This window comes from Bradyrhizobium zhengyangense (genome assembly GCF_022012435.1).
In the GTDB taxonomy this organism is placed as follows: Bacteria; Pseudomonadota; Alphaproteobacteria; order Rhizobiales; family Xanthobacteraceae; genus Bradyrhizobium; species Bradyrhizobium zhengyangense.
Genome location: NZ_JAKLUA010000006.1, coordinates 278,675 through 304,020, shown reverse-complemented (window position 1 = coordinate 304,020; position 25,346 = coordinate 278,675). Strand labels below are relative to the sequence as shown.

The 25,346-nt window shown below is 65.7% G+C and carries 23 protein-coding genes; 8 read left to right on the top strand and 15 right to left on the bottom strand.

Translation table 11 applies throughout. The annotated features are described in order from the left end of the window. Positions 1-6 precede the first annotated feature (6 nt). From L6637_RS20810 to L6637_RS20800, 3 genes are all read right to left on the bottom strand, one after another. Positions 7-2,232, bottom strand: a complete 2,226-nt coding sequence (locus L6637_RS20810; RefSeq protein WP_237871943.1) for an ATP-binding protein — start codon at positions 2,230-2,232, stop codon at positions 7-9. A gap of 124 nt (positions 2,233-2,356) precedes the next feature. Continuing rightward, positions 2,357-2,827 carry a hypothetical protein gene (locus tag L6637_RS20805; protein WP_237860889.1) on the bottom strand — a complete coding sequence of 157 codons (471 nt, stop codon included), beginning with the start codon at positions 2,825-2,827 and terminating at the stop codon, positions 2,357-2,359. Positions 2,828-2,923: 96 nt separating this feature from the next. Continuing rightward, positions 2,924-4,462, bottom strand: a complete 1,539-nt coding sequence (locus L6637_RS20800) for a YifB family Mg chelatase-like AAA ATPase (RefSeq protein WP_237871941.1) — start codon at positions 4,460-4,462, stop codon at positions 2,924-2,926. A 229-nt stretch (positions 4,463-4,691) separates the two neighbouring features. Here L6637_RS20800 and L6637_RS20795 point away from each other — a divergent pair, with 229 nt between their 5' ends. Continuing rightward, entirely contained in the window at positions 4,692-4,937 is a 246-nt protein-coding gene (locus L6637_RS20795; protein ID WP_237860885.1) for a PilZ domain-containing protein, read from the top strand. Positions 4,938-5,020: 83 nt separating this feature from the next. Then, the gene (locus tag L6637_RS20790; protein ID WP_237860883.1) at positions 5,021-5,797 is read left to right on the top strand and encodes a tetratricopeptide repeat protein; all 777 of its coding nucleotides are present in this window, start codon (positions 5,021-5,023) and stop codon (positions 5,795-5,797) included. 21 nt (positions 5,798-5,818) lie between these two features. Here L6637_RS20790 and L6637_RS20785 read toward each other — a convergent pair whose 3' ends face one another. The 7 genes from L6637_RS20785 to rsmI form a co-directional block, all read right to left on the bottom strand. Continuing rightward, a complete protein-coding gene (locus tag L6637_RS20785; RefSeq protein ID WP_237860881.1) occupies positions 5,819-7,108 on the bottom strand; it encodes a CpaE/TadZ family protein in 1,290 nt (429 codons plus the stop codon). Further along, positions 7,105-7,839, bottom strand: a complete 735-nt coding sequence (locus tag L6637_RS20780) for a CpaD family pilus assembly protein (RefSeq protein WP_237860879.1) — start codon at positions 7,837-7,839, stop codon at positions 7,105-7,107. Before L6637_RS20780 ends, L6637_RS20785 begins: the two co-directional genes overlap by 4 nt. 52 nt (positions 7,840-7,891) lie before the next feature. Continuing rightward, on the bottom strand, positions 7,892-9,409 hold the full coding sequence (locus tag L6637_RS20775) for a type II and III secretion system protein family protein (RefSeq protein ID WP_237861310.1): 1,518 nt from the start codon (positions 9,407-9,409) through the stop codon (positions 7,892-7,894). A gap of 10 nt (positions 9,410-9,419) precedes the next feature. Further along, positions 9,420-10,238 carry a Flp pilus assembly protein CpaB gene (gene cpaB, locus L6637_RS20770; RefSeq protein WP_237860877.1) on the bottom strand — a complete coding sequence of 273 codons (819 nt, stop codon included), beginning with the start codon at positions 10,236-10,238 and terminating at the stop codon, positions 9,420-9,422. Positions 10,239-10,635: 397 nt separating this feature from the next. Further along, entirely contained in the window at positions 10,636-11,580 is a 945-nt protein-coding gene (gene gshB / locus L6637_RS20765) for a glutathione synthase (RefSeq protein ID WP_237860875.1), read from the bottom strand. Positions 11,581-11,590: 10 nt separating this feature from the next. Further along, positions 11,591-11,992: a YraN family protein gene (locus L6637_RS20760; protein ID WP_237871938.1), complete on the bottom strand. Its 402-nt coding sequence runs from the start codon at positions 11,990-11,992 to the stop codon at positions 11,591-11,593. Next, positions 11,979-12,929: a 16S rRNA (cytidine(1402)-2'-O)-methyltransferase gene (gene rsmI, locus L6637_RS20755; RefSeq protein WP_237871936.1), complete on the bottom strand. Its 951-nt coding sequence runs from the start codon at positions 12,927-12,929 to the stop codon at positions 11,979-11,981. The genes L6637_RS20760 and rsmI overlap by 14 nt, the downstream gene beginning before the upstream one ends. Before the next feature lie 352 nt (positions 12,930-13,281). Between rsmI and L6637_RS20750 the strand changes: the two genes are divergently transcribed. Beyond that, complete coding sequence (locus tag L6637_RS20750; protein WP_237871934.1) at positions 13,282-14,505, top strand: penicillin-binding protein activator; 1,224 nt, start codon at positions 13,282-13,284, stop codon at positions 14,503-14,505. A gap of 117 nt (positions 14,506-14,622) precedes the next feature. Here L6637_RS20750 and hemW read toward each other — a convergent pair whose 3' ends face one another. Genes hemW through rph form a run of 3 tightly spaced genes read right to left on the bottom strand, consistent with a single transcriptional unit; the run spans position 14,623 to position 17,127 of the window. Continuing rightward, on the bottom strand, positions 14,623-15,780 hold the full coding sequence (gene hemW, locus L6637_RS20745; RefSeq protein WP_237871932.1) for a radical SAM family heme chaperone HemW: 1,158 nt from the start codon (positions 15,778-15,780) through the stop codon (positions 14,623-14,625). Beyond that, the gene (rdgB, locus tag L6637_RS20740; protein ID WP_237860865.1) at positions 15,767-16,402 is read right to left on the bottom strand and encodes an RdgB/HAM1 family non-canonical purine NTP pyrophosphatase; all 636 of its coding nucleotides are present in this window, start codon (positions 16,400-16,402) and stop codon (positions 15,767-15,769) included. The genes hemW and rdgB overlap by 14 nt, the downstream gene beginning before the upstream one ends. A gap of 11 nt (positions 16,403-16,413) precedes the next feature. Next, a complete protein-coding gene (gene rph / locus L6637_RS20735) occupies positions 16,414-17,127 on the bottom strand; it encodes a ribonuclease PH (RefSeq protein WP_237860863.1) in 714 nt (237 codons plus the stop codon). 168 nt (positions 17,128-17,295) lie between these two features. Between rph and hrcA the strand changes: the two genes are divergently transcribed. Next, positions 17,296-18,384, top strand: coding sequence for a heat-inducible transcriptional repressor HrcA (gene hrcA, locus L6637_RS20730; protein ID WP_237860861.1), 1,089 nt, complete (start codon positions 17,296-17,298; stop codon positions 18,382-18,384). 109 nt (positions 18,385-18,493) lie between these two features. Further along, positions 18,494-19,099 carry a nucleotide exchange factor GrpE gene (gene grpE / locus L6637_RS20725; protein ID WP_237860859.1) on the top strand — a complete coding sequence of 202 codons (606 nt, stop codon included), beginning with the start codon at positions 18,494-18,496 and terminating at the stop codon, positions 19,097-19,099. A 54-nt stretch (positions 19,100-19,153) separates the two neighbouring features. Here grpE and pncA read toward each other — a convergent pair whose 3' ends face one another. Next, on the bottom strand, positions 19,154-19,876 hold the full coding sequence (gene pncA / locus L6637_RS20720) for a bifunctional nicotinamidase/pyrazinamidase (RefSeq protein ID WP_237860857.1): 723 nt from the start codon (positions 19,874-19,876) through the stop codon (positions 19,154-19,156). Between the two features lie 130 nt (positions 19,877-20,006). After that, positions 20,007-20,945 (bottom strand): hypothetical protein, encoded by a 939-nt coding sequence (locus tag L6637_RS20715; RefSeq protein ID WP_237860855.1) that lies wholly within the window; start codon positions 20,943-20,945, stop codon positions 20,007-20,009. Between the two features lie 397 nt (positions 20,946-21,342). Here L6637_RS20715 and dnaK point away from each other — a divergent pair, with 397 nt between their 5' ends. The 3 genes from dnaK to L6637_RS20700 all read left to right on the top strand — a co-directional run bounded on the left by dnaK (position 21,343) and on the right by L6637_RS20700 (position 25,332). After that, the gene (gene dnaK / locus L6637_RS20710; protein ID WP_237860853.1) at positions 21,343-23,244 is read left to right on the top strand and encodes a molecular chaperone DnaK; all 1,902 of its coding nucleotides are present in this window, start codon (positions 21,343-21,345) and stop codon (positions 23,242-23,244) included. Positions 23,245-23,505: 261 nt separating this feature from the next. Beyond that, a complete protein-coding gene (dnaJ, locus tag L6637_RS20705; RefSeq protein WP_237860851.1) occupies positions 23,506-24,639 on the top strand; it encodes a molecular chaperone DnaJ in 1,134 nt (377 codons plus the stop codon). Positions 24,640-24,732: 93 nt separating this feature from the next. Further along, on the top strand, positions 24,733-25,332 hold the full coding sequence (locus tag L6637_RS20700) for a class I SAM-dependent methyltransferase (RefSeq protein ID WP_237860849.1): 600 nt from the start codon (positions 24,733-24,735) through the stop codon (positions 25,330-25,332). Positions 25,333-25,346: the final 14 nt, after the last annotated feature.

Below are 25,346 nucleotides of genomic sequence, written 5' to 3'. Positions count from 1 at the left end.
CGCGGGCTACACCGCCAGCTGCCGTGCCGCCGGCAAGCCCGCGAGCGCCTCGTCCAGCTTCTCGCGATCGAGCGGCTTGATCAGAAATCCGTTCATGCCTGCCTCGAAGCAGGCGTAGCGATCTTCCACCAGCGTGTTCGCGGTGAGAGCGAGGATCGGCGTGTGATGGCCGCCGCTCACGGCCTCATGGGCACGGATGCGTTTGGTTGCCTCGATGCCGTCGAGCTGCGGCATCTGGATGTCCATCAACACCAGGTCATAAGGCGTGCCGGCAGAGCTGGCCGCAAGCCAGGATTCCAAGGCCGCTTCGCCATGAACCGCGATGACGACACGGTGGCCGAGCTTGGTCAGCAGCGACCGCATCAGCAGCGCGTTGATCTCATTGTCCTCGGCGACAAGGATCGAGAGGCCGTGCGTGGGCGCTCTGACTGCCGTCGTCTCGACAGGCTCCGGCGCGAGATCGGGTGATGCGACCTCCGGCGTCAGCGCGAGGCGCGCGGCGAGCGAGGCTGCGCGCAATGGCTTGACCAGGAAGCCGGTGAAAGCAGGCGAGAGTCCTTCGCGACGCGAGCTCGGTGTCAGCAGCACGAGGCGCTGCGTCGCATGGGCGCGGGCGGCTTCGCCCACGCGATCGGCAATGGTCGCGCCGAGCGCATGGTCGACCAGCACCGCATGCCAGGAGCGCTCAGGCAGCAGCGCTTCGGCCACCGCTGCGTCGGCGACCAGGCAGGTCTGGCCGCCCCAGCGCTCCAGCCGCCGCGCGATCAGGGACGCTTCGATGCCGTCGGCGACCAGCAGGATGGATTTGCCTGATAGATCAGGGCTCGGGAATGCCGTTTGTCCGGCCTCACCTTGCGAGGGCGCGAGCGGAATGGCGACCTCGAAGGTCGAGCCCTTGCCGGGCGCGCTCTCCAGCGTGATACGGCCGCCCATGCGCTTGACGATGCGCTCGCTGATGGCAAGGCCAAGCCCGGTGCCGCCGTAGGTGCGGGCAACGCGGTCGTCGGCCTGCTCGAATTCGCGGAAGATGCGCGATTGCGCCTCGGGCGCAATGCCGATGCCGGTGTCGCGGACCAGGAAGCTGATCTCGTTCGGCCAGATGCCGGGCTCGACGATCAGCGCTACGCCGCCTGATACGGTGAACTTGATGGCATTGCCGGCAAGATTAAGCAGCACCTGGCGCAGCCGTGCGGCATCGCCGCTGACTTCAAGCGGCAGCCGCTCGTCAACATAAGCCGCGATCTCGAGTTTCTTGGCCTGCGCGCGCGGCGCCAGCAGTTCGGTAACTTCCTCGATCAGGGTCGAGAGTGCAAAGGGACGCTGCTCGAGATCGAGCTTGCCGGCCTCGATCTTGGAATAGTCGAGCAGCTCTTCGATCAGCGCCATCAGCGCTTCGCCCGATGTTTTCACCGCCCTGGCGTAGGTCGTCTGCTCCGGCGTCAAATTGGTGTCGAGCAGGAGTCCGCCCATGCCGATGATGCCGTTGAGCGGTGTGCGGATCTCGTGCGAGGCCATCGCGAGGAAGCGCGACTTGGCGCGATTGGCGGCATCGGCGTGGTCGCGCGCATCCGACAGCGCACGCTCGGTCTCGGTGCGGTCGGTGACGTCGCGTCCGACGCTTTGCAGCTCGGCGGGCCGGCCGGCATCGTGCCGGACAAGGCCCTCGCGCCAGGCGATCCAGCGCGCGCCGAGCGGAGTTGATATCTTCTGGTCATGGATGCGCGTGCCGCTCGCTTCGCGCGCGCTGTCGCCCTGCTCCAGCACGTCGAAATCGAACCGCGTGCCGACCAGTGCGCTGCGCGCCTGCCCGGCCAGCGCGCAATAGGCGTCGTTGGCGAAGGTGATACGGCCCTGATGATCGCGCAGCACGATGAGGTCGCCCTGCGATTCGAACAGGCTGCGGGCGCGCTCTTCGGCTTCCTTCAGCTCCCAATTGCGGTCGATCAGCGCCTCGTTGTGAGCGGCGAGCTTGCGCATCCGCCTGGCAACGAAACGCAGCCGCATGCTCAGCGTGGCAAGCCCAAGGCAAGCCAGCGCGAAGAGGAAGCTCGCACCGATCGCAAACGCGTTGGGATCGTAGCCGGAATTCGGCGCGCGGCTGCCGGTGACGAAGCCATAGGCGCCGCCGAACGTGGCCGAGAAGATCATGAAGGAGCGGATGGCAAAGGCGACCTTCGGGTGGCGGCGCCTGAAGCGGCGCATGCGCACCTTGATCCGGAACGTCCGATCCATCGCCACCGACCCCGACTCTCACCCGAAACCTGCCACCGCCGTGCGCGACGATGTCCTGCCGACCTTGCGAACAGCTTGAGGCTTCGAGGTGGCCTCGAAACAGGGTTGACGAGGTATTAATGCGTCAGAGCGAGGCGGCCTGGAGGGGCCGCTTGTGGTCGCCATGAGCACCGACGATCAGGGCTGCGGCCTCGCGCGGCGAGAACGTCTTCGAGCGGACAAAGATGCGGTAATCGGCCGGGCCGTCAGTGGAAAGATAGATCACCGGGCCACCATCGACAGGTTGCGCTGCGATGGTGATGAGGCGGTTCGCTGGATTGGCCTGGCAGGAATCGGGCTCAGAACCGAGACCATCGTCCACGACCGCGAAGTCCGCAGTATCTGGGTCATCGGTGATCTGAACCCGGACCGTGGCGCGCGACAGATCGTCGGTGAAGGCGACATGGACGCCGGCGGTCCAGAACAGGGAGGTCAGCTCGACCGAGGTGTCGCCGAGGGCGATGCAGGGTTGCGAGACCGATCCGATCTCGCTGCGGGCGAACACCGCAGCCGCCAACAGGGGAACCACTGAGGCCAGGATCTTGAAACGCAACATGACACGCTACTCGCCAGGCCCTGATGGAACTGATGGGCCTTATGGTTTGCAGAGCGTAAAGGAAACTCGTTACCACCGGGTTGATGCGCGGGATGATCAGGCGAGCTGGCGCACATCCTCCGCGAGTGCGCGGTACGACAGCGCTTCGGCGAGATGCAGCCGGCCGATCCTGTCCGCGCCATCGAGGTCGGCGAGCGTGCGTGCCACCCGCAGCACCCGGTGATAGCCGCGCGCCGACAGCCGCATGGTCTCGGCAGCATCGCGCAGCAGTTTCTGCCCCTGCGCGTCGGGCTTGGCGATGTCCTCAAGTACCGCGGCCGGCGCTTCGGCATTGGTGCGGACCTGCGGCAGGCCCGCCTCCGCGTAACGCGCGAGCTGGATATCGCGCGCCGCCGCCACGCGCGCGGCGACCTCAGCGGAGCCTTCGGTCGCTGGCGGCAGGATCAGATCGGCTGCGGTGACAGCAGGGACTTCGATGCGCAGGTCGATGCGATCCATCAGCGGGCCGGAAATGCGCGCCTGATAATCGCCGGTGCAGCGGTCGATGCGGCCGCGCTTGCAGGCATAGCCGGGCTCGAACGCATTGCCGCAGCGGCAGGGATTCATCGCGGCGACCAGCATGAAGCGGGCAGGGTAGGTGACGCGGTGATTGGCGCGCGACACCGACACCTCGCCATTCTCCAAGGGCTGGCGCAGCGAATCCAGCACGCGCGGATCGAACTCGGGCAGCTCGTCGAGGAACAGCACGCCCTGATGCGCCAGCGAGATCTCGCCGGGCTTTGCGCGCGCGCCGCCGCCGGTGAGTGCGGCCATGCTGGCGGAATGATGCGGCGAGCGGAACGGCCGCCGCGATGTCAGCGCGCCGCCCTCGATCTCGCCGGCGACGGAGGCGATCATCGAGACCTCGAGCAGTTCGCCGGGCGACAGCGGCGGCAGGATCGAGGGCAGGCGCGCGGCCAGCATTGATTTGCCGGCACCGGGCGCGCCGATCATCAAGAGGTGATGTCCGCCCGCGGCTGCGATCTCCAGCGCGCGCTTGGCGCTTTCCTGGCCCTTGATGTCGCGCAAATCGAGCAGCGAGCTTGCGGCTTCATGCACTTTCGGCACGGGCCGCGACAGCACCTGCGAGCCCTTGAAATGGTTGGCGATCTGAATCAGCGAGTGCGCGGCGACGATCTCGATGTCGGGGCTCGCCCAAGCTGCCTCAGAGCCGCAGGCGGCGGGGCAGATCAAGCCTTCCTCGCGCGTGTTGGCGCCGATCGCGGCGGGCAATACGCCGGCGACTGGTGCGATCGAGCCGTCGAGGCCGAGCTCACCGAGCACGGTAAAGCCGGTCAGCGCATCCGGCGGAATCGCACCGATCGCCGCCATCAGTCCGAGCGCGATCGGCAGGTCGTAATGGCTGCCTTCCTTCGGGACGTCGGCGGGTGCGAGATTGACGGTGATCCGACGCGCCGGCAGCGCCAGCCCCGAAGCGATCAGCGCCGATCGGACGCGCTCGCGCGCCTCCGACACCGCCTTGTCCGGCAGGCCGACGATGGCAAAGGCCGGCAGACCCGGCGCGACCTGCACCTGCACATCGACCGCGCGGGCCTCGATTCCCTCAAAGGCGACTGTCGAAACCCGCTGGACCATGCTGCCCCCCTTGCACAATTAGGGGTAGCAGAGCGGGACTGATTTGACAAGAACAATACGGGAACATGGATGAGGGCCCCGGCGGTTCCTAACATCAGGTAAACGGGACCAGGACACTAAGCTTCGACTACGCCTCGAATGCGAACGGCTCTCCTCAGCACATCCCAACGAATGTCCGCTACTCCTAGAGGTGCGGGATGGGCCGTGATCTAACGGGTGAACAATTCAAATGCTTGCAAATCGCCGCAGAAGCGAACGACGGGTGTGCAGCCGGCTGGCCAAGATTCATCTTGGCGCGGGCTCGCTGCCGCGGGACTGCACGATCACCGATATCTCGGACGGGGGCGTGAAAGTGGTGGCGGAATTCCTGGAAGTGCCGCCGCAGTTCACCATCATCTTCGCGCCGGATTACTCCCGCCAATGCCGCCTGCGCTGGCGCATCGGCTGCGAATTCGGTGCGGAATTTACCGACTAGGTCACATAAGGACGCGTCCTTAACCGGACTTTAGCGTTAATCGGCAAAGCATCTCTGATCAGTCCGCCGGCGGTGATCAGAGTATGTCCAAGCGTTCGTCCCTTGCCTCGTCCCCGGCGAGATTCCTGCTTCCCGCGCTCGCGGTGCTTGCCCTCGGCGGCTGCCAGACCACGAGCCTGGACGACGTGACCGGCGCGCTCGGCGGCCGGTCCGAGCCTGTCGCCGCGGCCGATGGCAAGCCGGATATGGGCGCCTTGCGCGAGCGCTATCGTGCCAAGCCGAACGATCCCAATATCGTCCTCGAATATGGCAAGGCGCTGCGTGACGGCGGCCAGCACGCCCAGGCGGTCGCCGTGTTCGAGCAGGCCGTGCTCGCCCATCCCAGCAACAAGGCGCTGCTCGCCGGTTACGGCCGTGCGCTCGCCGACAATGGAAATTTCCAGCAGGCTTTTGACGTGCTGGGCCGCGCGCATACGCCCGAGGATCCCGATTGGCGCATCCTGTCGGCGCAGGGCGCGGCGCTCGACCAGCTCGGCCGCAACGAGGAAGCGCAGCAATATTACGCTACGGCGCTGAAGATCGTGCCCGAGGAGCCGACGGTGCTGTCCAATCTCGGCCTGTCATACATGCTGCAGAACAACCTGCCGAAGGCCGAACAGGTGCTCGGCCGCGCCTATCAACGCAATCAGAGCAATGCGCGGATCCGTGCCAATCTCGCGCTGGTGCTGGGATTGCAGGGCCGCGAGACCGAGGCTGAAATCCTCGTGAAGGCAGATTTGCCTCCCGACCAGGCCGCGGCCAAGATCACGGCGCTGCGGCAGCTGCTGGCGAAGAAGCAGCAGCAGCGGGCGGAGAAGTAATCCACCGCCGTTGCCGGGTGTTTACGACGCCTTGCGATGCGGCGCGGATCCGCGCCCCGTCTTGCCCTTCAGCCTCTTCAGCAGCGGTCCGAGCAGCGAGCGCTTCGGTTTCTTCACCTCGCCGCGCCCGGCGAGCCGGTTGGCCATGTTCTGGAACAGCTCGGTGGTGCGGTGGCTCTTGGAGACCTCCGCGATCATCTGGCCGTTGTTGGCCGCGGTCGAGAACAGTTTCGAGTCGAACGGAATCACCGCGAGCGGCTGGCTTTCCATGGTCTTGGCGAACGCCTTGACCTCGATCTCGGCCCGCTTGTGCATGCCGACCTGGTTGATGCAGTAGAGCGGCGGCCGGTCGTTCGGCCGCGCCGTTTTCAGCACCGTCAGCATGTTCTTGGTGTTGCGCAGATTGGCGAGATCAGGCTCGGCCACGATGACGATGTCGTCGGCGTTGACCAGCGCGCGCTTGGTCCAGGCCGACCATTGATGCGGCACGTCGAGCACGATGCAGGGCGTGGTCATGCGCAGCGTGTCGAAGATCGCATCGAACGCTTCCGCGCCGAAATCATAGACGCGATCCAGCGTCGCGGGTGCCGCAAGCAGGCTGAGGTGCTCGGTGCATTTGGCGAGCAGGCGCTCCATCAGCGCCGTGTCCGGCCGGTCCTGGGACAGCACCGCATTGGCGATGCCCTGCGCCGGATCCTGGTTGTAGTCGAGGCCGGCGGTGCCGAAGGCGAGGTCGAGATCGATCACGACGGAATCGAGCGCGAGGTCGCGCGCGATGGTCCAGGCCACGTTGTGCGCGACCGTGGACGCGCCGACGCCGCCCTTGGCGCCGACCACCGCGATGATGCGGCCGGTGATGATGGCTTCCGAGGCCGAGAACAGGCTGCAGATCGAGCGCACCACGTCGATGGTCTCGACCGGGCCGACCACGTAGTCGTTGACGCCGCGCCGCACCAGCTCACGATAGGGCGCGGTATCGCCGGGATTGCCGATCACGACCACGCGCGTGCCGGGATCGCAGACGCCGGCGAGGTCGTCGAGACCTTCGAGGATATCGCGCGTGCCGTCGGATTCGAGCACGATGACGTTCGGCGTCGGCATCGTGTCATAGACTTCGATGGCCGCGGCAAGTCCGCCGCTCTTGGCGGTGAGATGCGCCTTGGCGAGACGGCGATCCTGGCCGGCCGCGGTCACCGCGGCGAGCGTCCTCTCGGTCTCGCAAAAGGCCTGCACCGAGATGCGGGGAACCGGCGCAATGTGTTCGTCGGGGTGCTGCGGATCGCCCGCTTCTTCGTCGTCGATGCCCGTCATTTGCCTATTTCGCTGAGTTTGGCCTTGTCAGCCTCGGGATAGGTGGTCGCGGTTGGATTGCCCTTGCGGTAGCGGTCGAAAGCGATGTCGCGCCGTGCCGTATAGACCGGCGTCTCCGCGCGCGGCTGCTCGAGATCGGCGGGGTTGTCGATCATGGCCGCGAGGTTGCGCTGGCTGGCACAGCCGAGATTGAAGTAGGGCCGGTTCTCGTTGTAGCCGGGATCGAGGATCGACGGCCCCACATCTTCGGGCCACAGCCCGCAGGGGCCGGCGACCGCAGTGATCTTGGAATAGCTCAGGCGGATGGTCGGCAGCAGGCCGGGATCCTCGGGGCGATAGGGATGCTGCACGATGGCGCGCGACGGCACGCCGCCGCTGCCCAGAACGCCGCGGATCTCGTGATAGGTCGCAGCGGCCGCGCGCGAATTTGCAGTGTCGATCGGCACGTCGACGACGACCGAGCCGGTACCTTCGCGGACCCAGTCCTGGGCAATCCCCATCACGTCGGCGTGCTGCGCGGCCGACAGACCACCGCGCGACTTGCCGACGAAGATCACGATCGAGCGCTTGCCTTCCTGCACCGCGATCGGATGACGCATGCGGTAGTCGGTCGGCACCGTCTGGGTGGTGACGACGTCGCCTGTGGTGTTGCAGGCCCCGAGCATGACGGAGAGCCCCGTCAGCGCGAGCGCGATGCGCAAATTGCGACGTCGATCTGCTGTCCTCGTCATCGCCTGGTCCCCTCTTGCCCGTTTCTCGCCCCGGTCCCCAAAACCGTTGGTGTCAGTCGATGATGAAGCCGAAATCGCCCCTGTCGCCGTCGATCGGATCGACGCGGCGCGCGATGCCGTAGAGCCGGTTCATGCGCCCGAGCAGCGCCGATTGCGCATCCGAGGAGGGCGCAAAACCGTCGTCGGGCCGCGACAATTCCTTCTGGGCGACCGCGCGCACCACATAGGGCGTCACGATGACCATCAGCTCGGTCTCGTTGTTGACGAAGTCCTGGCTGCGGAACAGCGCGCCGAGGATCGGCACCTGGTCGAGGCCGGGCAGGCCGTTGATCGCCTGCTTTGTCTGCTGCTGGATCAGGCCGGCCATCGCCATCGAGCCGCCCGACGGGATTTCCAGCGTGGTCTCGGCGCGGCGGGTTTGGAGCGAGGGGATGGTGATCGAGTTGTTGGAGGTCGCGGACACCGCCTGGGTCAATGTGATCGAGTTCGTATTCGACAGCTCCGAGACCTCGGTCATCACGCGCAGGCTGATGCGTCCTTCGCTCAGCACGACCGGGGTGAAGTTCAGGGAGATGCCGAACTTCTTGTAGGTGACCTGGGTGGTACAGACATGGGTGACCGGATCGCAGGCATAGCCCCCGGGGATCGGGAATTCGCCGCCGGCGACGAAGGTCGCGGATTCACCCGAGATGGCGGTCAGGCTCGGCTCGGCCAGCGTGCGCATCACACCCGCGGTTTCCATCGCGCGCATGGTGGCGTTGACGGTGGCAACGCCCTTGGCGAGGCCGGTGACGCCGAGCCCGTTGCTGCTGACCAGCGGGCCGCCGGAGACCGAGAACGGGTTCGAATTGTTGAAGTTCACGACCGCGGTGCCGGCATTGAGGCTGGCGCTGAGGTCGACGCCCAATTGCTTGACGATGTCGCGGCGAACTTCGCCGACCACGACTTTCAGCATCACCTGGTCACGGCCGCGCACGATGATGTTGTTGACCACCTTGTCGGGGCCTCCGACGAGCTTGGCGGCGACGTCGCCGGCCTGCTGGGCCTCGACCGGGCTCGACACCGAGCCGGTCAGCATCACGCTGTCGCCGATGCCTTCGATCTGCACGCCGGGCAGGGACTGGCGCAGCGCCGTGCGCATGCCGTTGAGATCGCGCTTCACCGCGATGTCGTAGGAGGCGACCTGCTGGCCGTCGGCGGTGAAGAACACCACGTTGGTCTGGCCGACCTGGGCGCCGATGATATAGGCGCGCTGCGACGAGCGGATCACCGCATTGGCGATCTTGGGATCGGCCACCAGCACGTCCTTCACCTCGCGCGGCAGGTCGATCACGACCGACTTGCCGACGCCAAGCGACAGCGAGCGCATCCTGGCCGGCGCAATGGTTGCAACAGGCGCCACGCCGAGGTCCGGCGCCTGCATCGGCGCCTGGTCTCCGACCGGTGCATCCGCAGCGCGGACGAGATCGGGAGCTGCGACCAGCCCCAGCAGCAACATGGCCCCTGCCCAGAACGAGCTTGCGCGCTTCCCCCGAATGCGCACGCCCGTCCGATCATCCCCGTAGTTCATCATGTCCCCATCACTTCTGTGACGTCAGCTGTCGCGCCTGTACGCCGTAGCGAATCACGTTCACGCCGGTCTGGCGCTGCTTGAGTGCCTGCTCTTCCGGTCCACCGTCGGAGGCGCTGGCATCGGCAATGCTGCGCAGTGCGAGTGTCAGCGTGCCACCCTGGCGCGAGGCCGAGAGCGTCGCGACCTGGTCGGGCCGGAGCTCGAGCGTGACGGTCTTGCCGAGCACGGCGTTCTGGCCGTCCTTTTCCTTCGGCGCCTGATCAATCGCGAGCACGCGGATGTTGGTCAGGACGACTTCCGACAGGATCAGGTCATTGCCGCCGGTCTGGCCGTTGGGGCCATCGGGATTCTTCAGGCGACGCGTCAGGACGATGTCGACGCGGTCGTTCGGCAGGATGAAGCCGCCGGCGCCGGTCTCGGCCGAGATTTCGGTGGAAACGGCCCGCATGCCGGACGGCAGGATCGCGGCCATGAAGCCGGAGCCGTCGGCCTTGACGAGCTTCTGCTCGCGGATCGGCTCGCCCTGCATCAACGGCACGCGCGCGATCGAGCCGGCGATCTGGGTCTGTGCGTCGGGCCGGCTGTCGCGGCGAATGAAGGCGCTGCTGGCGGTCGCTTGCGGCCAGGTCTGCCATAGCAGATCCTCGGCCTTCACGGCCTGGCCGAGCTGGATGTCGGATTTGGCGACGAGCACCTCGACCGTCGGCAGCTTCTCGACCACCTGGGCGACGGGTGCGGGCTTGTTGTCGTAACCGCTGGCGAGATACGCAGCGACGCCGCCGGCGCCGAGCGCAATGACGAGAACGACAATGCGTGCGGTGTTCATACGCTTCTACTCTTACGCGGGGCACTCGAACCGCACGTGGCGGGTTCCCCCGCATCGATGAGTAGGGAGTAAAAGTATAAGGGGTGTTGCGAGGCCGAGTGTGATGGGCAGTGACGAAGCGAGTTTTGGGCAGATGGTGAATGCCGCGTTAGTCGCTCGGCCGTTGGCCCCGTAGAAACACGCGGGTGCGCTCCCGCGTCCGGATGATAACGCGGGGCGTCATGGTGAACGGGTGGTTAGTGGAGGGGTGGCCGGGAGGCGCCTGATCTTGGTAGTGAGATAAGACGCAGCGCACCACATCATCAGTGTCGTCCCGGCCTAGCGCGCAATTGCGCGCGGTGCGCCGGGACATTGGGAGAGATCGCGCGCTCTCTTGGCAGAGCGCGTGACGCAACCCCTACTTCGCCCGCTTCCGCTCGATCACGTCCCAGATCTTGGCCGCGACGTCAGGCCCGCCAAGTCGTGCAATGGCGCGGATGCCGGTGGGCGAGGTGACGTTGATCTCGGTGAGGTTGCCGTTGATGACGTCGATCCCAACGAAGAGCAGGCCGCGTTCGCGCAGCGCAGGTCCAACGGTGGCGCAAATCTCGCGCTCGCGCGGCGTCAGCTCGGTCTCCTTGGCCGCGCCGCCGCGCACCATGTTGGAGCGGAGGTCGTCGGCCGCAGGCACGCGGTTCACGGCGCCGGCGAACTCGCCATCGACCAGGATGATGCGCTTGTCGCCGTGCTTCACCTCGGGGATGAACTGCTGGATCACCCAGGCCTCTTTGAACGTCACCGAGAACATGTCGTAGAGCGAGCCGAAATTCATGTCCTGCGGCATCACGCGGAATACCGCGGCGCCGCCATGGCCGTGCAGCGGCTTCATCACCACGGCCCCATGCTTGTCGCGGAACGCGTTGATCTCGTCGAGATCGCGCGAGATCAGGGTCGGCGGCATCAGCTGCGGAAAGTTCATCACGAACAGTTTTTCCGGCGCGTTGCGCACCGAGGCGGGATCGTTGACGACCAGCGTCTTCGGATGGATGCGCTCGAGCAGATGCGTCGAGGTGATGTAGGCGAGATCGAACGGCGGGTCCTGGCGCAGCAGCACCACGTCAAAGCCGTTCAGTGCCTCGCGCCTTGGCTCGCCGAGGGTGAAGTGATCACCGGGCTCGTCGCGCACCGTCAGCAGCTGGACCGGCGCCACGATCTCCTCGCCGACCATCGAGAGCTTGTCGGGGGTGTAATAGGACAGGCCGTGGCCGCGCTTCTGCGCCTCCAGAAGCAGCGCAAAGGTGGAGTCGCCCTTGATGTTGATGCGGGCGATGGGGTCCATCTGGACGGCGATGTTCAGTTTCATGGTCTGCCTTTCAGGTCGAGGCGTCGAATGCCGCCAACACATGGCGTGGAAGTGAGCGCGGCGCAATCAGCACGGCGTCGAATCGCAATTCGAATTCCGCATGCTCGGGATGCGCTATCAGCCAGCCCTGCGCGGCATCGATGATGCGTTGCTGCTGGCGCGGCGTCACCGCATAGGCGGCCTCGTCGAGGCTGGCGCGCGCCTTGACCTCGACGAAGGCGATCAGGTTGCGGCGGCGCGCAACGAGGTCGATCTCGCCATGCGCCGTGCGGTAGCGTTTGGCGAGGATGCGGTAGCCTTTCGCCATCAGATAGGCAGCGGCGCGGCTCTCGGCGGAGATGCCGGTGCGAAACGCGGCGACGCGCTCGGGCGAGGCGATCTTCGGTTCGGCCGGCGCTTTAGTTTTCGCCATCGCCGCCCCGCAAATCTTTGGCGAGTTCGAGTGCGCGGGCATAGACCTCGCGGCGCGGCCGGCCCGAGAGTGCGACGGCATGCGCGACCGCGTCCTTGACGCTGTGCGTGGAAAGCTGCGTGCGCAGGAGATCGTCCAGCGCATCCGCTGTCAGCACATCGGCATCGGCGGCGGGCGGAGCGATCACCAGCACGAATTCGCCGCGCGTCTCCAGCGTGTCCGCCTCGCGCGCGAGCTCGCTCAGCGTCGCGCGTGAAATCTCCTCGTGCAGTTTGGTCAGCTCGCGGCAGATCGCGGCCTCGCGCGTGCCCATGATCTCGGCGAGCTCGGCGAGCGTATCCTGCACACGATTGCCGGATTCGAACATCACCAGCGTCGCATCGATGCGGGCGAGCTCGGCCAGGCGCGATTTTCGCGCGGCGGACTTGGACGGCAGAAAACCTTCGAAGAAGAAGCGATCGGTCGGCAGCGCGGCGACGGACAGCGCCGCCAGCACCGAGGACGGGCCGGGCAGGGCATAGACCGCATGGCCCGCGGCGCAGACCTCGCGCACCAGCTTGTAGCCAGGATCGGAAATCAGCGGGGTGCCGGCGTCCGACACCAGCGCGACCGAGCCGCCGGCCGCGAGCGCCTCCAGGATTTTGGGCCGCGCGGCCTCCGCATTGTGCTCGTGATACGGCTTGAGCTGCGCCGCGATGTCGTAGCGCTCGGTCAGGCGCCGCGTGATCCTTGTGTCCTCGCAGGCGATGATTTCGACGGCGGCCAGCGTCTGCAGGGCGCGCAGCGTGATGTCACCGAGATTGCCGATGGGGGTCGCGACCAGATAGAGGCCGGCCGCGAGTTTCGGCGCCACGAGCCGGTGGGCATCGATGGAGAACCCGCGCGAGGCGGCGTCCGTGGCTTCAGTCGTATTTATCGGGGCCGGCTTTGCGCGCATAATGAGATGAACTTAGGCATGATGTCAGGGGCTGGGAACCGGCCCCTCGAAAAAGATCATGCCTGGCCAGGATATTGAAGCGGGGCGAGGAAGGACTGGAATGTGATCCATCCGGCATCACATTCCAGAGGGAGTGGAGCGTCAGCGCCATATTCACGGCGGAAACGGCGCCTTGATGCTTTCGTGACGGACGGCGGACAGCAAGCCAGGACAGGACGACGGTCGCGTTAAGCGGTCATTATCCTTTTGTTTTGGTTAACTATTTGCCGACAATATGCCTGAATCCGCGGCTTGTGTCGCGGAAAGAATGTTGTGACTGGCGCAGATGCGGCCGGTCAGAAGAGAAGCTGAGATGGTGGGCCCGCGTGATCTGAAGTCTCCCGTCAAGGGGCGCCTGATGTCAGGGGCGACCCGGCGGAGTGCGCTTGGCCTGCTGCTCGGCACGCCCCTGCTGTCCGCCTGCGCCGGTGTGCAGCAGAGCCTCAGCCAGTTCTCCAGCTCCTCGCCGCCGCCGGCCCAGCCGGCTGGTCCGCCGCAGCAGGCGACCACCGCCGGCACCGGCGGCGTGAAGGTTGCCGTGATTCTGCCGCTCTCGGCCGCCGGCAATGCCGGGCTTGCCGCGCAATCCATGCGCAATGCCGCCGAGATGGCGCTGGCCGAGTTCCAGAACCCGAACATCCAGCTCCTGATCAAGGACGACAATGGCAGCCCGCAGGGCGCGCAAGCCGGCGCGCAGCAGGCGGTGGATGAAGGCGCCGAGATCATTCTGGGGCCGCTGTTCGCGCAGTCGGTGCCGGCGGTGGCGCAGGTCGCGCGCACGCGCGGCATTTCGGTGATCGCGTTCTCGACCGATTCGAGCATTGCCGGCCGCGGCGTCTATCTGCTGAGCTTCCTGCCGGAGTCCGACGTCAATCGCATCATCGAATACTCAGCCAGCATCGGCAAACGCTCCGTCGCCGTGCTGGTGCCTGATAATGCCTATGGCAATGTCGTCGAAGCCGCGGTGAAGGCAGCCGTGCCGCGGCGTGGCGGCCGCGTCGTCGCGTTCGAGAAATACGGCGCCGATCGTGCGACGCCGGCGCGATCGGTGGCGCAGCAGCTCGGCAGTGCGGATGCGCTGTTCATTGCCGATGACGGCGATTCCGTCGTTGCGGTCGCCGATGCGATGACCGCGGCCGGCGCCAATTTGCGCAACATCCAGCTGCTCGGCACCGGCCTGTGGGACAGTCCGCGTGTCTATGCCAGCCCAAACTTGCAAGGCGGCCTCTACGCCGCGCCCGATCCGGCGGGTTTTCGCGCGTTCTCCGGCCGCTATCGCACCAAATACGGCGCCGATCCGATCCGCACCGCGACGCTCGCTTATGACGCGGTCGCGCTCGTTGCTGCGCTCGCGCGCACGCAAGGCACCACGCGCTTCTCGTCCGATGTGCTCACCAACCCCTCAGGCTTTGCCGGCATCGACGGCCTGTTCCGCTTCCGCGCCGACGGCACCAATGAGCGCGGACTTGCGGTGATGAAGGTGACGACAGGTGGCGGTGTCGCGGTCGCGGGCTCGCCGAAGAGTTTTGGGGCGTAGCTCAGGACGACGGTGCCGTGGGGCGGGCAAAGCGTAGCGTGCCCACGCAGTTTCCGTGATCGAGAGAGATCGTGGGCACGGCGCAAGTGCGCCTTTGCCCCACCCTACGAGATCTCGCTACGCCGCGAGATCGGCGACCACCGCATCGAGCACCGGGAATCCGCTGCTGGTCACGCGCAGGCGGCCCGTCGCATCGACCGTGATCGCGCCCTCTTCACGCAGCAGCGCGATACGTTTGGGGTCGAGCGGGCGGCCGGCGAGCGCCTTGTAGCGCTCGGGATCGATACCCTCGGCCAAGCGCAATCCCATCAGCAGGAATTCGTCGGCGCGCTCTTCGCTGTTGAGGAGATCGTCGGTGACGATTCCGTCGCCGTTGGTCTCGACGCGCATCAGCCAGGCTTCCGGGCGCTTCTCGGTGGCGGTGGCGTGCCTGATACCGTCGATGTCGAGGCGGCCATGGGCGCCGGGACCGATGCCGGCATATTCCTCGCCGCGCCAGTACACCAGATTGTGTCGGCACTCGGCGCCGCGCCGTGCGTGGTTGGAAATCTCGTAGGCGGGCAGCCCGAGCTTGTCGCAGGTTTCCTGCGTGACGTCGTAGAGCGCGCGCGCCACGGCTTCATCCGGCGTCTTCAGCTTGCCGGCCTGGTGCAGGCCGAAGAACGGCGTGCCTTCCTCGATCGTCAATTGGTAGAGCGACAGATGTTCGGCGGCTTCATCGATCGCGAGGCGCAGTTCGTCCGCCCACATCGCCGGTGTCTGGTCGGGCCGGGCATAGATCAAATCGAACGAGTAACGGTCGAACGAGCGGCGCGCGATCGCGACGGCATCGAGCGCCTCTCGCGCGCTGTGCATGCGGCCCAGCGCTTTCAGCGAGGCATCGTCGAGCGCCTGCACGCCGAGCGAGACGCGGTTGACGCCGGCTGAGCGATAGCCGGCAAAGCGCGTAGCTTCGACACTGGTCGGGTTCGCTTCCAGCGTCACTTCGACGTCCTTGGCGACGGTCCAGTGCTTGCCGATGGCATCGAGCACGGCACCGACGGTTGAAGGCTGCATCAGCGACGGCGTGCCGCCGCCAAGGAAGATCGAGGTGACCTCGCGTCCGGGTGCGCGCGCGGCGGTCGTCGCGATCTCGCGGGCGAAGGCCGAAGCAAAGCGCGCCTCGTCGATCGCGGCGTGGCGGACATGGCTGTTGAAGTCGCAATAGGGGCACTTCGACAGGCAGAACGGCCAGTGCACGTAGACGCCGAAGGCATCCTTGTTAGCGCGGCTCAAGGCAGATCTCCGCCAGTTTCACGAAGGCACGGGCGCGGTGCGACAGGCCGAGGCCGAGTGGCGGCAGGCCGTGCTTCTCGATGCTTTCCATCTCGCCGAAGGTTCTGATGTGACCGTCGGGCAGGAACATCGGATCGTAACCGAAGCCGGCAGTGCCGCGCGGCGGCCATACCAGCGTGCCGTCGACGCGCGCCTCGACCTCTTCGAGATGATTGTCCGGCCAGGCGACGCAGAGCGCGGAGACGAAATGGGCTTTGCGCTTGTCCGGCTTGATGGCACCGCGCTCCTGCAACAGACGCTCGATCTGCGCCATCGCGGCGGCGAAGTCTTTGTTTGGACCGGCCCAGCGCGCGCTGTAGATGCCAGGCGCGCCGTCGAGCGCGTCGACCACGATGCCGGAATCGTCGGCGAAGGACGGCAGCCCGGTCGCCTGCGCCGCCGCGATCGCCTTGATCGCGGCATTGCTGCGGAAGTCGTTGCCGGTCTCGTCGGGCTCGCCCAGGCCGAGTTCACCGGCCGACACCACCTCGATGCCGTGAGGCGCGAGCAGCTCCTTCATCTCGGCGAGCTTGCCGGGATTGTGGGTCGCGATGACGAGCTTTCCGGTGATTCGGCGGTGCATGGGTCTATTGACTACGCGACAGCCAGTTTCTGCAAGTCCACCAGACGCGCGATGCCCTTCTGCGCCAGCGCGATCAGCTTCAGGAACTCGTCCTGCGTGAACGGCTCGCGTTCTGCGGTGCCCTGCACCTCGACGATGCGGCCATCGCCGGTCATGACGAAATTGGCGTCGGTCTCGGCTTCCGAATCCTCGGCGTAGTCGAGATCGAGCACCGGCGTGCCGTTGTAGATGCCGCAGGAGATCGCGGCGACGTTGTCGCGCATCACGTTGGCCTTGACCATGTTGCGCGCCTTCATCCAAGCGATGCAGTCGGCCAGCGCGACCCAGGCGCCGGTGATCGACGCCGTGCGGGTGCCGCCGTCGGCCTGGAGCACGTCGCAATCGACCGTGATCTGGCGTTCGCCGAGCGCTTCGAGGTCGACGATGGTGCGCAACGAGCGGCCGATCAGGCGCTGGATCTCGACGGTGCGGCCGCTCTGCTTGCCGGCGGCGGCTTCGCGGCGGGTGCGTTCGGAGGTCGCGCGCGGCAGCATGCCATACTCGGCGGTGACCCAGCCGCGGCCCTGGCCCTTCAGCCATGGCGGCAGGCGATCTTCCAGCGTGGCGGTGACCAGCACATGGGTGTCGCCGAATTTCACGAGGCAGGAGCCTTCCGCATATTTGACCACGCCGCGCTCCAGCGTCACGGGGCGCAATTCGTCGGGCGCACGGCGGCTTGGCCGCATGGGAAATCCTCCAGAACTCATGGGGTAGGGCTGTTCGCGGTGCTTGTAGGTGGGGTCAGGGTGGGCAGCAAGGCTTTTTCACCCCCTGATATCGACCCCGCAAACGCCGCGCTTGTCAGAACCGTCCTGGATGGCCAAATTACAAGCATCTGAGAGGAGTTGCCGTCTGTGGCCCATCACGATCCGATCCATCTGATCGCGCCGCGCGCAGGCCTCGCCCAGCTCAACGAGCGTTCCCGCGACATCTTTCGACAAATTGTCGAAAGCTATCTCGCGACCGGTGAGCCGGTCGGCTCGCGCAACATCTCGCGCCTGATCGCGATGCCGCTGTCGCCGGCCTCGGTCCGCAATGTCATGGCCGATCTGGAACAGCTCGGCCTGATCTATGCGCCGCACACCTCGGCCGGAAGGTTGCCGACGGAACTCGGCCTGCGCTTCTTTGTCGACGCCCTGATGCAGGTCGGCGACCTCAACGAGGCCGAGCGGCAGTCGATCCAGAGCCAGCTCGCGACCGTCGGCCACGCCCAATCCGTCGAGGCGGCGCTGTCGGAAGCGCTGACGCGGCTGTCCGGTCTCACGCGCGCCGCCGCCGTCGTGCTGACGCCAAAATCAAATGCGCGGCTGAAACACATCGAATTCGTTAGGCTGGAACCCGAAAAGGCGTTGGTGATCCTGGTCGGCGAGGATGGTCAGGTCGAAAACCGCGTGTTGACCCTGCCGCCCGGAGTTCCATCCTCTGCGCTCACGGAGGCCGGCAATTTCCTCAACGCCCGGATCCGCGGCCGGACGCTGGCAGAGGCGCGGCTGGAGCTCGAAACCGCGCTTGGCGAGGCCCGCGCCGAGCTCGATCAGCTGACGCAAAAGGTCATTTCGGCCGGCATCGCGAGCTGGTCGGGCGGCGAGAATGAGGACCGCCAGCTCATCGTCCGCGGCCACGCCAATCTGCTGGAAGATCTGCATGCGCTGGAGGATCTCGAGCGTGTCAGGCTGCTGTTCGACGATCTCGAGACCAAGCGTGGCGTGATCGACCTGCTCGGGCGCGCCGAAACCGCTGAAGGTGTCAGGATCTTCATCGGCAGCGAGAACAAGCTGTTTTCGCTATCGGGCTCCTCCACCATCATCTCGCCCTATCGGGATGCCGCCGGCCGCATCGTCGGCGTTTTGGGCGTGATCGGGCCGACGCGGCTGAATTATGCCCGCGTGATCCCGACTGTGGACTACGCCGCCCGCATCGTCAGTCGCCTGCTGGGAGGCTAGTAGGGGGCTGACCGGTATTTGAGCCGATCACGGGCGCTTGATTTTCGGCGCCCGAAGCACGATATCCGGGCCAGAAAACCTCCCCCTGAGCGAGTTCGAGAAGCAGCCGATGACCGATCCAACCCGGCAACCCGAAGACACGGCCGCGCCGACCGGCGAGCCCGTGGTGTCGAAGCCCTACATCATGCCCGACGATCCCGAGCCGGGTTCGGTCGAGCTGTTGCAGAAGGAAGCCGCCGAGGCGCGCGACCGCATGCTGCGGACGCTCGCCGAGATGGAGAATTTGCGCAAGCGTACCGCCAAGGAAGTCGCCGATTCCAAGCTCTACGGTGTCACCGGCTTTGCCCGCGACGTGCTCGACATCGCCGACAACCTCCAGCGCGCGCTCGACGCCGTTCCGGCTGAAGCGCGTGCCACCGCCGATCCCGGCCTGACCGCGCTGATCGAAGGCGTCGAACTCACCGAGCGATCGCTGCTCAGTGCGCTGGAAAAGCACGGCGTGAAGAAGTTCGATCCCTTGGGCCAGAAGTTCGATCCGAACTTCCAGCAGGCGATGTACGAAGTGCCCGACGCATCGGTGCCCGCGGGCACCGTCGTGCAGGTCATGCAGGCCGGCTACACCATCGGCGAGCGCGTGCTGCGCCCGGCGCTGGTCGGCGTCGCCAAGGGCGGCGCGAAGGCTGCGCCTGCGGCGAACAGCAACGAATCGAACTGAGCGATTTTGAGGAGCGCGCTTGCGCGCGTCTCCTCAAGGTCCGGCGTGTGCGCCTTACGCGCTGACCGCGATATCCGCAGACTGAATCCGCTTCACGCCGGCCTTGGCCATGTCGGCCCAGGCCTTTGCCAGCGAGCCCTGCGTATCGATGCCGCGGCAGGCGTCTTCCACGACATAGACTTCAAAGCCTGCCTTGCGCGCATCGAGCGCGGTCCAGGCGACACAGAAATCCGTCGCGAGACCCGCAACGAAGACGCGCTTGATCTTGCGCGACTTCAGATACGCAGCAAGGCCAGTCGTCGTCTTGCCGTCGGCTTCGAGGAAGGCCGAATAGCTGTCGACGTCCTTGTGAAAACCCTTGCGGATGATGAGCTCGGCCTGCGGGATCGAGAGATCCTTCGACAGCGAGGCGCCGTCGGTGCCCTGCACGCAATGGTCGGGCCACAGCACCTGCTTGCCATAGGGCAGGTCGATGGTCTCGAACGGCTTCTTGCCCGAATGCACTGATGCGAACGAGACGTGGCCGGGCGTGTGCCAGTCCTGCGTCATCACCACGTTCGAGAACGCTTTCGCCATCTTGTTGATGACGGGCACGACCTGCTCGCCTTCCTTCACCGCGAGGCTGCCGCCGGGCAGGAAGCAATTCTGCACGTCGATCACGAGCAGCGCGGAGCTGTCGTCCGGCTTGATCGCAGCTGCTGCGAACAGTGCCGATGGAGCGAGGCTCGCAAGCGCCGTCGTTCCCATCGCGGCCAAGATCTGTCGTCGATTAAGCATCGTCCGCCTCCCCTCCAGGATGATCTCAAGCTGATCCAATGGAGGGAAGCCTAGTTCCGTTCGTGTACGAACGAAAGCCCGAAAATGCAGCCGGCTCTGGTGAACGCTTGGGCTGCCAGCCCCAGGGCCTCTAACCCTTCGGCTGGATGCCGTCGCGCACGGCGCGGAAACGGGTGAAGGCATCGGACCACTGGTCGCGCGGGGCGCTGGCGATGATGCGCAGCGAGGTGCCGCCGCCGAAGCGGATCCACTGCACCACCGTGACCGGGGTCTTGTCCTTGCCGCTGACGCCGTCGATCCGGGTCTCGAAGCCGGGCTGGCTGTTGATGCGGATCGGCTCCGACATGGTGATTTTGGTTTCGCGCAAACCCGGAATCTGAAGGGCCGCCTCCTGGGCGAAGCGGGCGCGGTCGTCGGCGGCTTGCGGGGTGGCGCCGATCAGGCCGAGGATGATGAATGGCTTGGATTCATAGCCCGAGCTCTCGCTGCCGTCGGCCAGGATGATGCTCGAGCCCGGCACCAGCGTACGGACGTCCTTGAAGCCGGCGAGATCGGTGATCTTGAACGGCAGCAGCCCGATCTGCTCGTCGACCGACACCTCCTTGCGGATAGTGGCGGTCGCAAACATCTGCCGCACCGCTTCGTCTGTGTAGATCTTCGCAGCGTTCTCGGGAATTTGCACCGCGACATAGCCGGAGAAGCCGGTGCCCGGCACGATCATCGAATAGCGCTTCACCAGCGTGTCGCCAACCTTGGCGCCTTCGGTGGTAAAATACGCAAGGCCTGCCGACGTCTCGATCTTGTCCGGCTTGACGCCGTTGGTGCCGGCCGGATTGGCGTTGAACGCACTGACGACCTCGTTATAGGCCGCCGGCGGCAGCTCGGTGATCAGCACCTTGACGCTGCCGTCCTCGTTCTCGAAGCCCGGGAAGGTCTTGGCCTTGCTGAGGCCGACCAGAGGCACCATGCCGAGGCGCAGTCCCGGCGGGTAAACGGCGTCGGCGGCAAGCGCCGGAAGCGCCGAAGCGACGAGGAGGACGAGTGCGGCGAGGGGGCGGATCAGCTTCATGGGCACTCTGATTGGTTCACATTGAGGCCGTACGATGGTCGGCCCTCGGGCGCTTTGTCGCGCGAAGCAGCCCCATGGCGAGACCGTCCGGCCGGCCGCCTTTTAGCGGGTTTGGCGCGGCGGTAACAGGGCCGGGCCGCGGATCGCGGCGGGCGGCCGCTCGATCGCCGAACCTGTTAATATTTCCTCACCCGCAAGTGCGGTTGAGCCCGGATACGATCTTCCAAAACCCAATGTTTTCACGGCCCAAAGTTGCGTTCGGTCCTTGCGGGCCCCTCCCCCCCTCCTATATGAGCCTCAACCATCGCAATATCGCGAATGTTTGATCTTAGGGGGTTTCGGTTCGGGTGCCTTCTGGGCCCAGCCAACCTGCCGCAAAAAGAAGGATATCAGGACCATGGGAAAGGTCATTGGGATCGACCTCGGCACCACGAATTCGTGCGTCGCCGTAATGGATGGCAAGAACGCCAAAGTCATCGAGAATTCCGAAGGCATGCGCACGACGCCTTCGATCGTCGCCGTGACTGACGACGGTGAGCGCCTCGTCGGCCAGCCTGCCAAGCGTCAGGCCGTGACCAATCCAGAGCGTACGTTCTTCGCAGTGAAGCGCCTCATCGGCCGCCGCTACGACGACCCCATGGTGGAGAAGGACAAGAAGCTCGTTCCGTACAAGATCGTGAAGGCTTCCAACGGCGATGCCTGGGTCGAGGCCGACGGCCAGACCTACTCGCCCTCGCAGGTCTCGGCGTTCATCTTGCAGAAGATGAAGGAGACCGCGGAAGCCCATCTCGGCCAGAAGGTCGACCAGGCGGTCATCACCGTTCCCGCTTACTTCAACGACGCCCAGCGCCAGGCCACCAAGGACGCCGGCAAGATCGCGGGCCTTGAAGTGCTGCGCATCATCAATGAGCCGACCGCGGCCGCGCTCGCCTATGGCCTCGACAAGACCAAGGCCGGCACGATCGCCGTGTACGACCTCGGCGGCGGCACGTTCGATATTTCCATTCTCGAAATCGGCGACGGCGTGTTCGAGGTGAAGTCGACCAACGGCGACACCTTCCTCGGCGGCGAAGACTTCGACATGCGCCTCGTGGGCTACCTCGCGGACGAGTTCCAGAAGGAGCAGGGCATCAACCTGCGCAACGACAAGCTCGCGTTGCAGCGCCTGAAGGAAGCCGCTGAAAAGGCCAAGATCGAGCTGTCGTCGACGACGCAGACCGAGATCAACCTGCCCTTCATCACCGCGGACCAGACCGGCCCGAAGCATCTGACGATGAAGCTTACCCGCGCCAAGTTCGAAGCGCTGGTCGACGACCTCGTCCAGAAGACCGTCGAGCCGTGCCGCAAGGCGCTGAAGGACGCCGGCGTCACTGCCGGTGAGATCGGTGAAGTCGTTCTGGTCGGCGGCATGTCGCGCATGCCGAAGGTCCAGGAAGTCGTGAAGCAGCTGTTCGGCAAGGAGCCGCACAAGGGCGTCAACCCGGACGAAGTCGTGGCGATCGGTGCCGCGATCCAGGCCGGCGTGCTCCAGGGCGACGTCAAGGACGTGCTGCTGCTCGACGTGACCCCGCTGTCGCTGGGCATCGAGACGCTGGGCGGCGTGTTCACCCGCATCATCGACCGCAACACCACGATCCCGACCAAGAAGAGCCAGGTGTTCTCGACCGCCGAGGACAATCAGAACGCGGTCACCATCCGCGTCTTCCAGGGCGAGCGTGAAATGGCGGCCGACAACAAGATGCTCGGCCAGTTCGACCTGATGGGCATTCCGCCGGCTCCGCGCGGCATGCCGCAGATCGAGGTGACCTTCGACATCGACGCCAACGGCATCGTCAACGTCTCGGCCAAGGACAAGGCTACCGGCAAGGAGCAGCAGATCCGCATCCAGGCCTCAGGCGGTCTGTCGGAAGCCGACATCGACAAGATGGTCAAGGACGCCGAGGCCAATGCCGCGGCCGACAAGCAGCGCCGCGAGGCGGTCGATGCCAAGAACCATGCCGACGCGCTGGTGCACTCCACCGAGAAGGCGCTGGCCGAGCACGGTTCGAAGGTCTCCGAGACCGAGCGCCGCGCCATCGAGGACGCCGTCAGCGACCTCAAGGAAGCGCTGAAGGGCAGCGATGCCGAGGCGATCAAGGCCAAGACCAACACGCTGGCTCAGGCGTCGATGAAGCTCGGCGAGGCCATGTACAAGCAGCAGGCCGAGGCCGATGCGGCCAAGGACGCTGCGAAGGACGACGTCGTCGACGCGGAATTCACCGAGGTCGACGACGATAAGAACAACAAGAAGTCCGCATAAGCCCCAAGAGGGTCATGATGCGGACGGCTTGGACCCCACACGCTCTCAAGGCCTCCCCCTTCATGGGGGAGGCTTTCGTGTCGGGCTCGACGGGCGGCAACTCTTTTGGAGTCAGTCCCGTTACGATCAATCAATTCCCAGCCGTTATGCTCAACGCTGCCATGCAGCCCGCTGCAGTGATGCGGAAGGCTGCCTATGTCGTCGTGTGGCGACGTTGTTTCGCTCCGACTTGAATCGCGATCGGATAGACCTGAGTCAGACATGTCCACGTCCACCAAGCGCTGCTACTACGAAACCCTCGAAGTCGAACGCACGGCCGACGAGGGCAAGCTGAAATCGTCGTTTCGCAAGCTGGCGATGAAATTCCATCCCGACCGCAATCCCGGGGATGAGACCAGCGAGGTCAAGTTCAAGGAAATCAACGAGGCCTACGAAGTCCTGAAGGACAAGGATAAGCGCGCGGCCTATGACCGTTTCGGCCATGCTGCGTTCGAGCAGGGCGGTCCCGGCGGCGGCGCCGGTTTCGGCGCGGGCTTCGCATCCTCCTTCTCCGACATTTTCGAAGATCTGTTCGGCATGGCCGGGCAGCGCGGCCGCGGCGGCCGCGAGCGCGGCGCCGATCTGCGCTACAACATGGAAATCACCCTCGAGGAAGCCTTTGGCGGCAAGACCGCGCAGATCGAGATTCCGGTCTCGGTCACCTGCGAGGCCTGCTCGGGTATCGGCGCCAAGGCCGGCACCAAGCCGAAGACCTGCTCGACCTGCGGCGGCGCCGGCCGCGTGCGGCAGTCGCAGGGCTTCTTCACCCTCGAGCGCACCTGCCCCGGCTGTCAGGGCCGCGGCCAGATGATCGAGGATGCCTGCCCGTCCTGCTCGGGACAGGGCCGCGTCACGCGCGAGCGAACGCTGTCGGTCAACATTCCACAGGGCGTCGAGGACGGCACCCGGATCCGGCTCGCCGGCGAGGGCGAGGCCGGCGTCCGCGGCGGTCCGCCCGGCGACCTCTACATCTTCCTGTCGCTGGCCCAGCACCAGTTCTTCCAGCGCGACGGCGCCGATCTGCATTGCCGCGTGCCGATCTCGATGGTCACGGCCGCGCTCGGCGGCGAATTCGAGGTGCCCACCATCGACAAGGGCAAGGCCAAGGTGAAGGTGCCCGCCGGAACCCAGTCCGCCCGCCGATTCCGCATCGCATCAAAGGGTATGCCGGTGCTGCGCTCGCGCCAGATGGGTGACATGTATGTCCAGGTCGTGGTCGAGACCCCGCAGAATCTCACCAAGAAGCAGCAGGAATTGCTGGCCGAGTTCGAAAAACTCTCCTCCGGCAACACCCAGCCGGAATCCGAGGGCTTCTTCGCCAAGGTCAAGGATTTCTTCGGTAATCGGGCGAACTGACGCGGCTTGACCGTATCGACTTCGGCCTATACGTCTTTATGACCATTTTCTGACACGCCGCGCTCGCGCGGTCTCGTCCCGTCCGGTCCAGACATGCCATTGCCGTCGTCCGCGCGTGCGTTGAAGAAGCCCCGTCTCGATGACGAGGTGCGCTTCCTCAGATCGTGGATCGAAAAGCCCCTCCACATGGGCGCGGTGATGCCGTCGGGCAAGCTGCTCGCGCGGACCATGGCGCATTACGTCGACGTCAATTCGGATGCCCCGGTGGTCGAGCTCGGACCCGGCACGGGCGCCATCACCTCGGCGCTGGTCGAGCGCGGCGTCGATCAAAAGCGCCTCGTCCTCGTCGAATACAATCCCGGCTTCTGCGCGCTTTTGCGCGACCGCTATCCGCAGGCCAAGGTGGTGCAGGGCGATGCCTATCGCCTGCGCGACACGCTCTGGAATGTGCTGAGCGCGCCGGCCAGCGCGGTGGTCTCCGGCCTGCCGCTGGTCACAAAACCGATGCTGACGCGCCTGCGGCTGATTCGCGATGCCTTCACGGCGCTCGCGCCCGGCGCCCCCTTCGTTCAGTTCACCTATGCGGTAGTGCCGCCGATCCCGAAATCGCTGCCCGGCGTGTCCACAGAGGCTTCGGAACGGATCTGGATGAACCTTCCGCCGGCCCGCGTCTGGGTGTATCGCAAGTACTAATTCCGCTGGCGTCT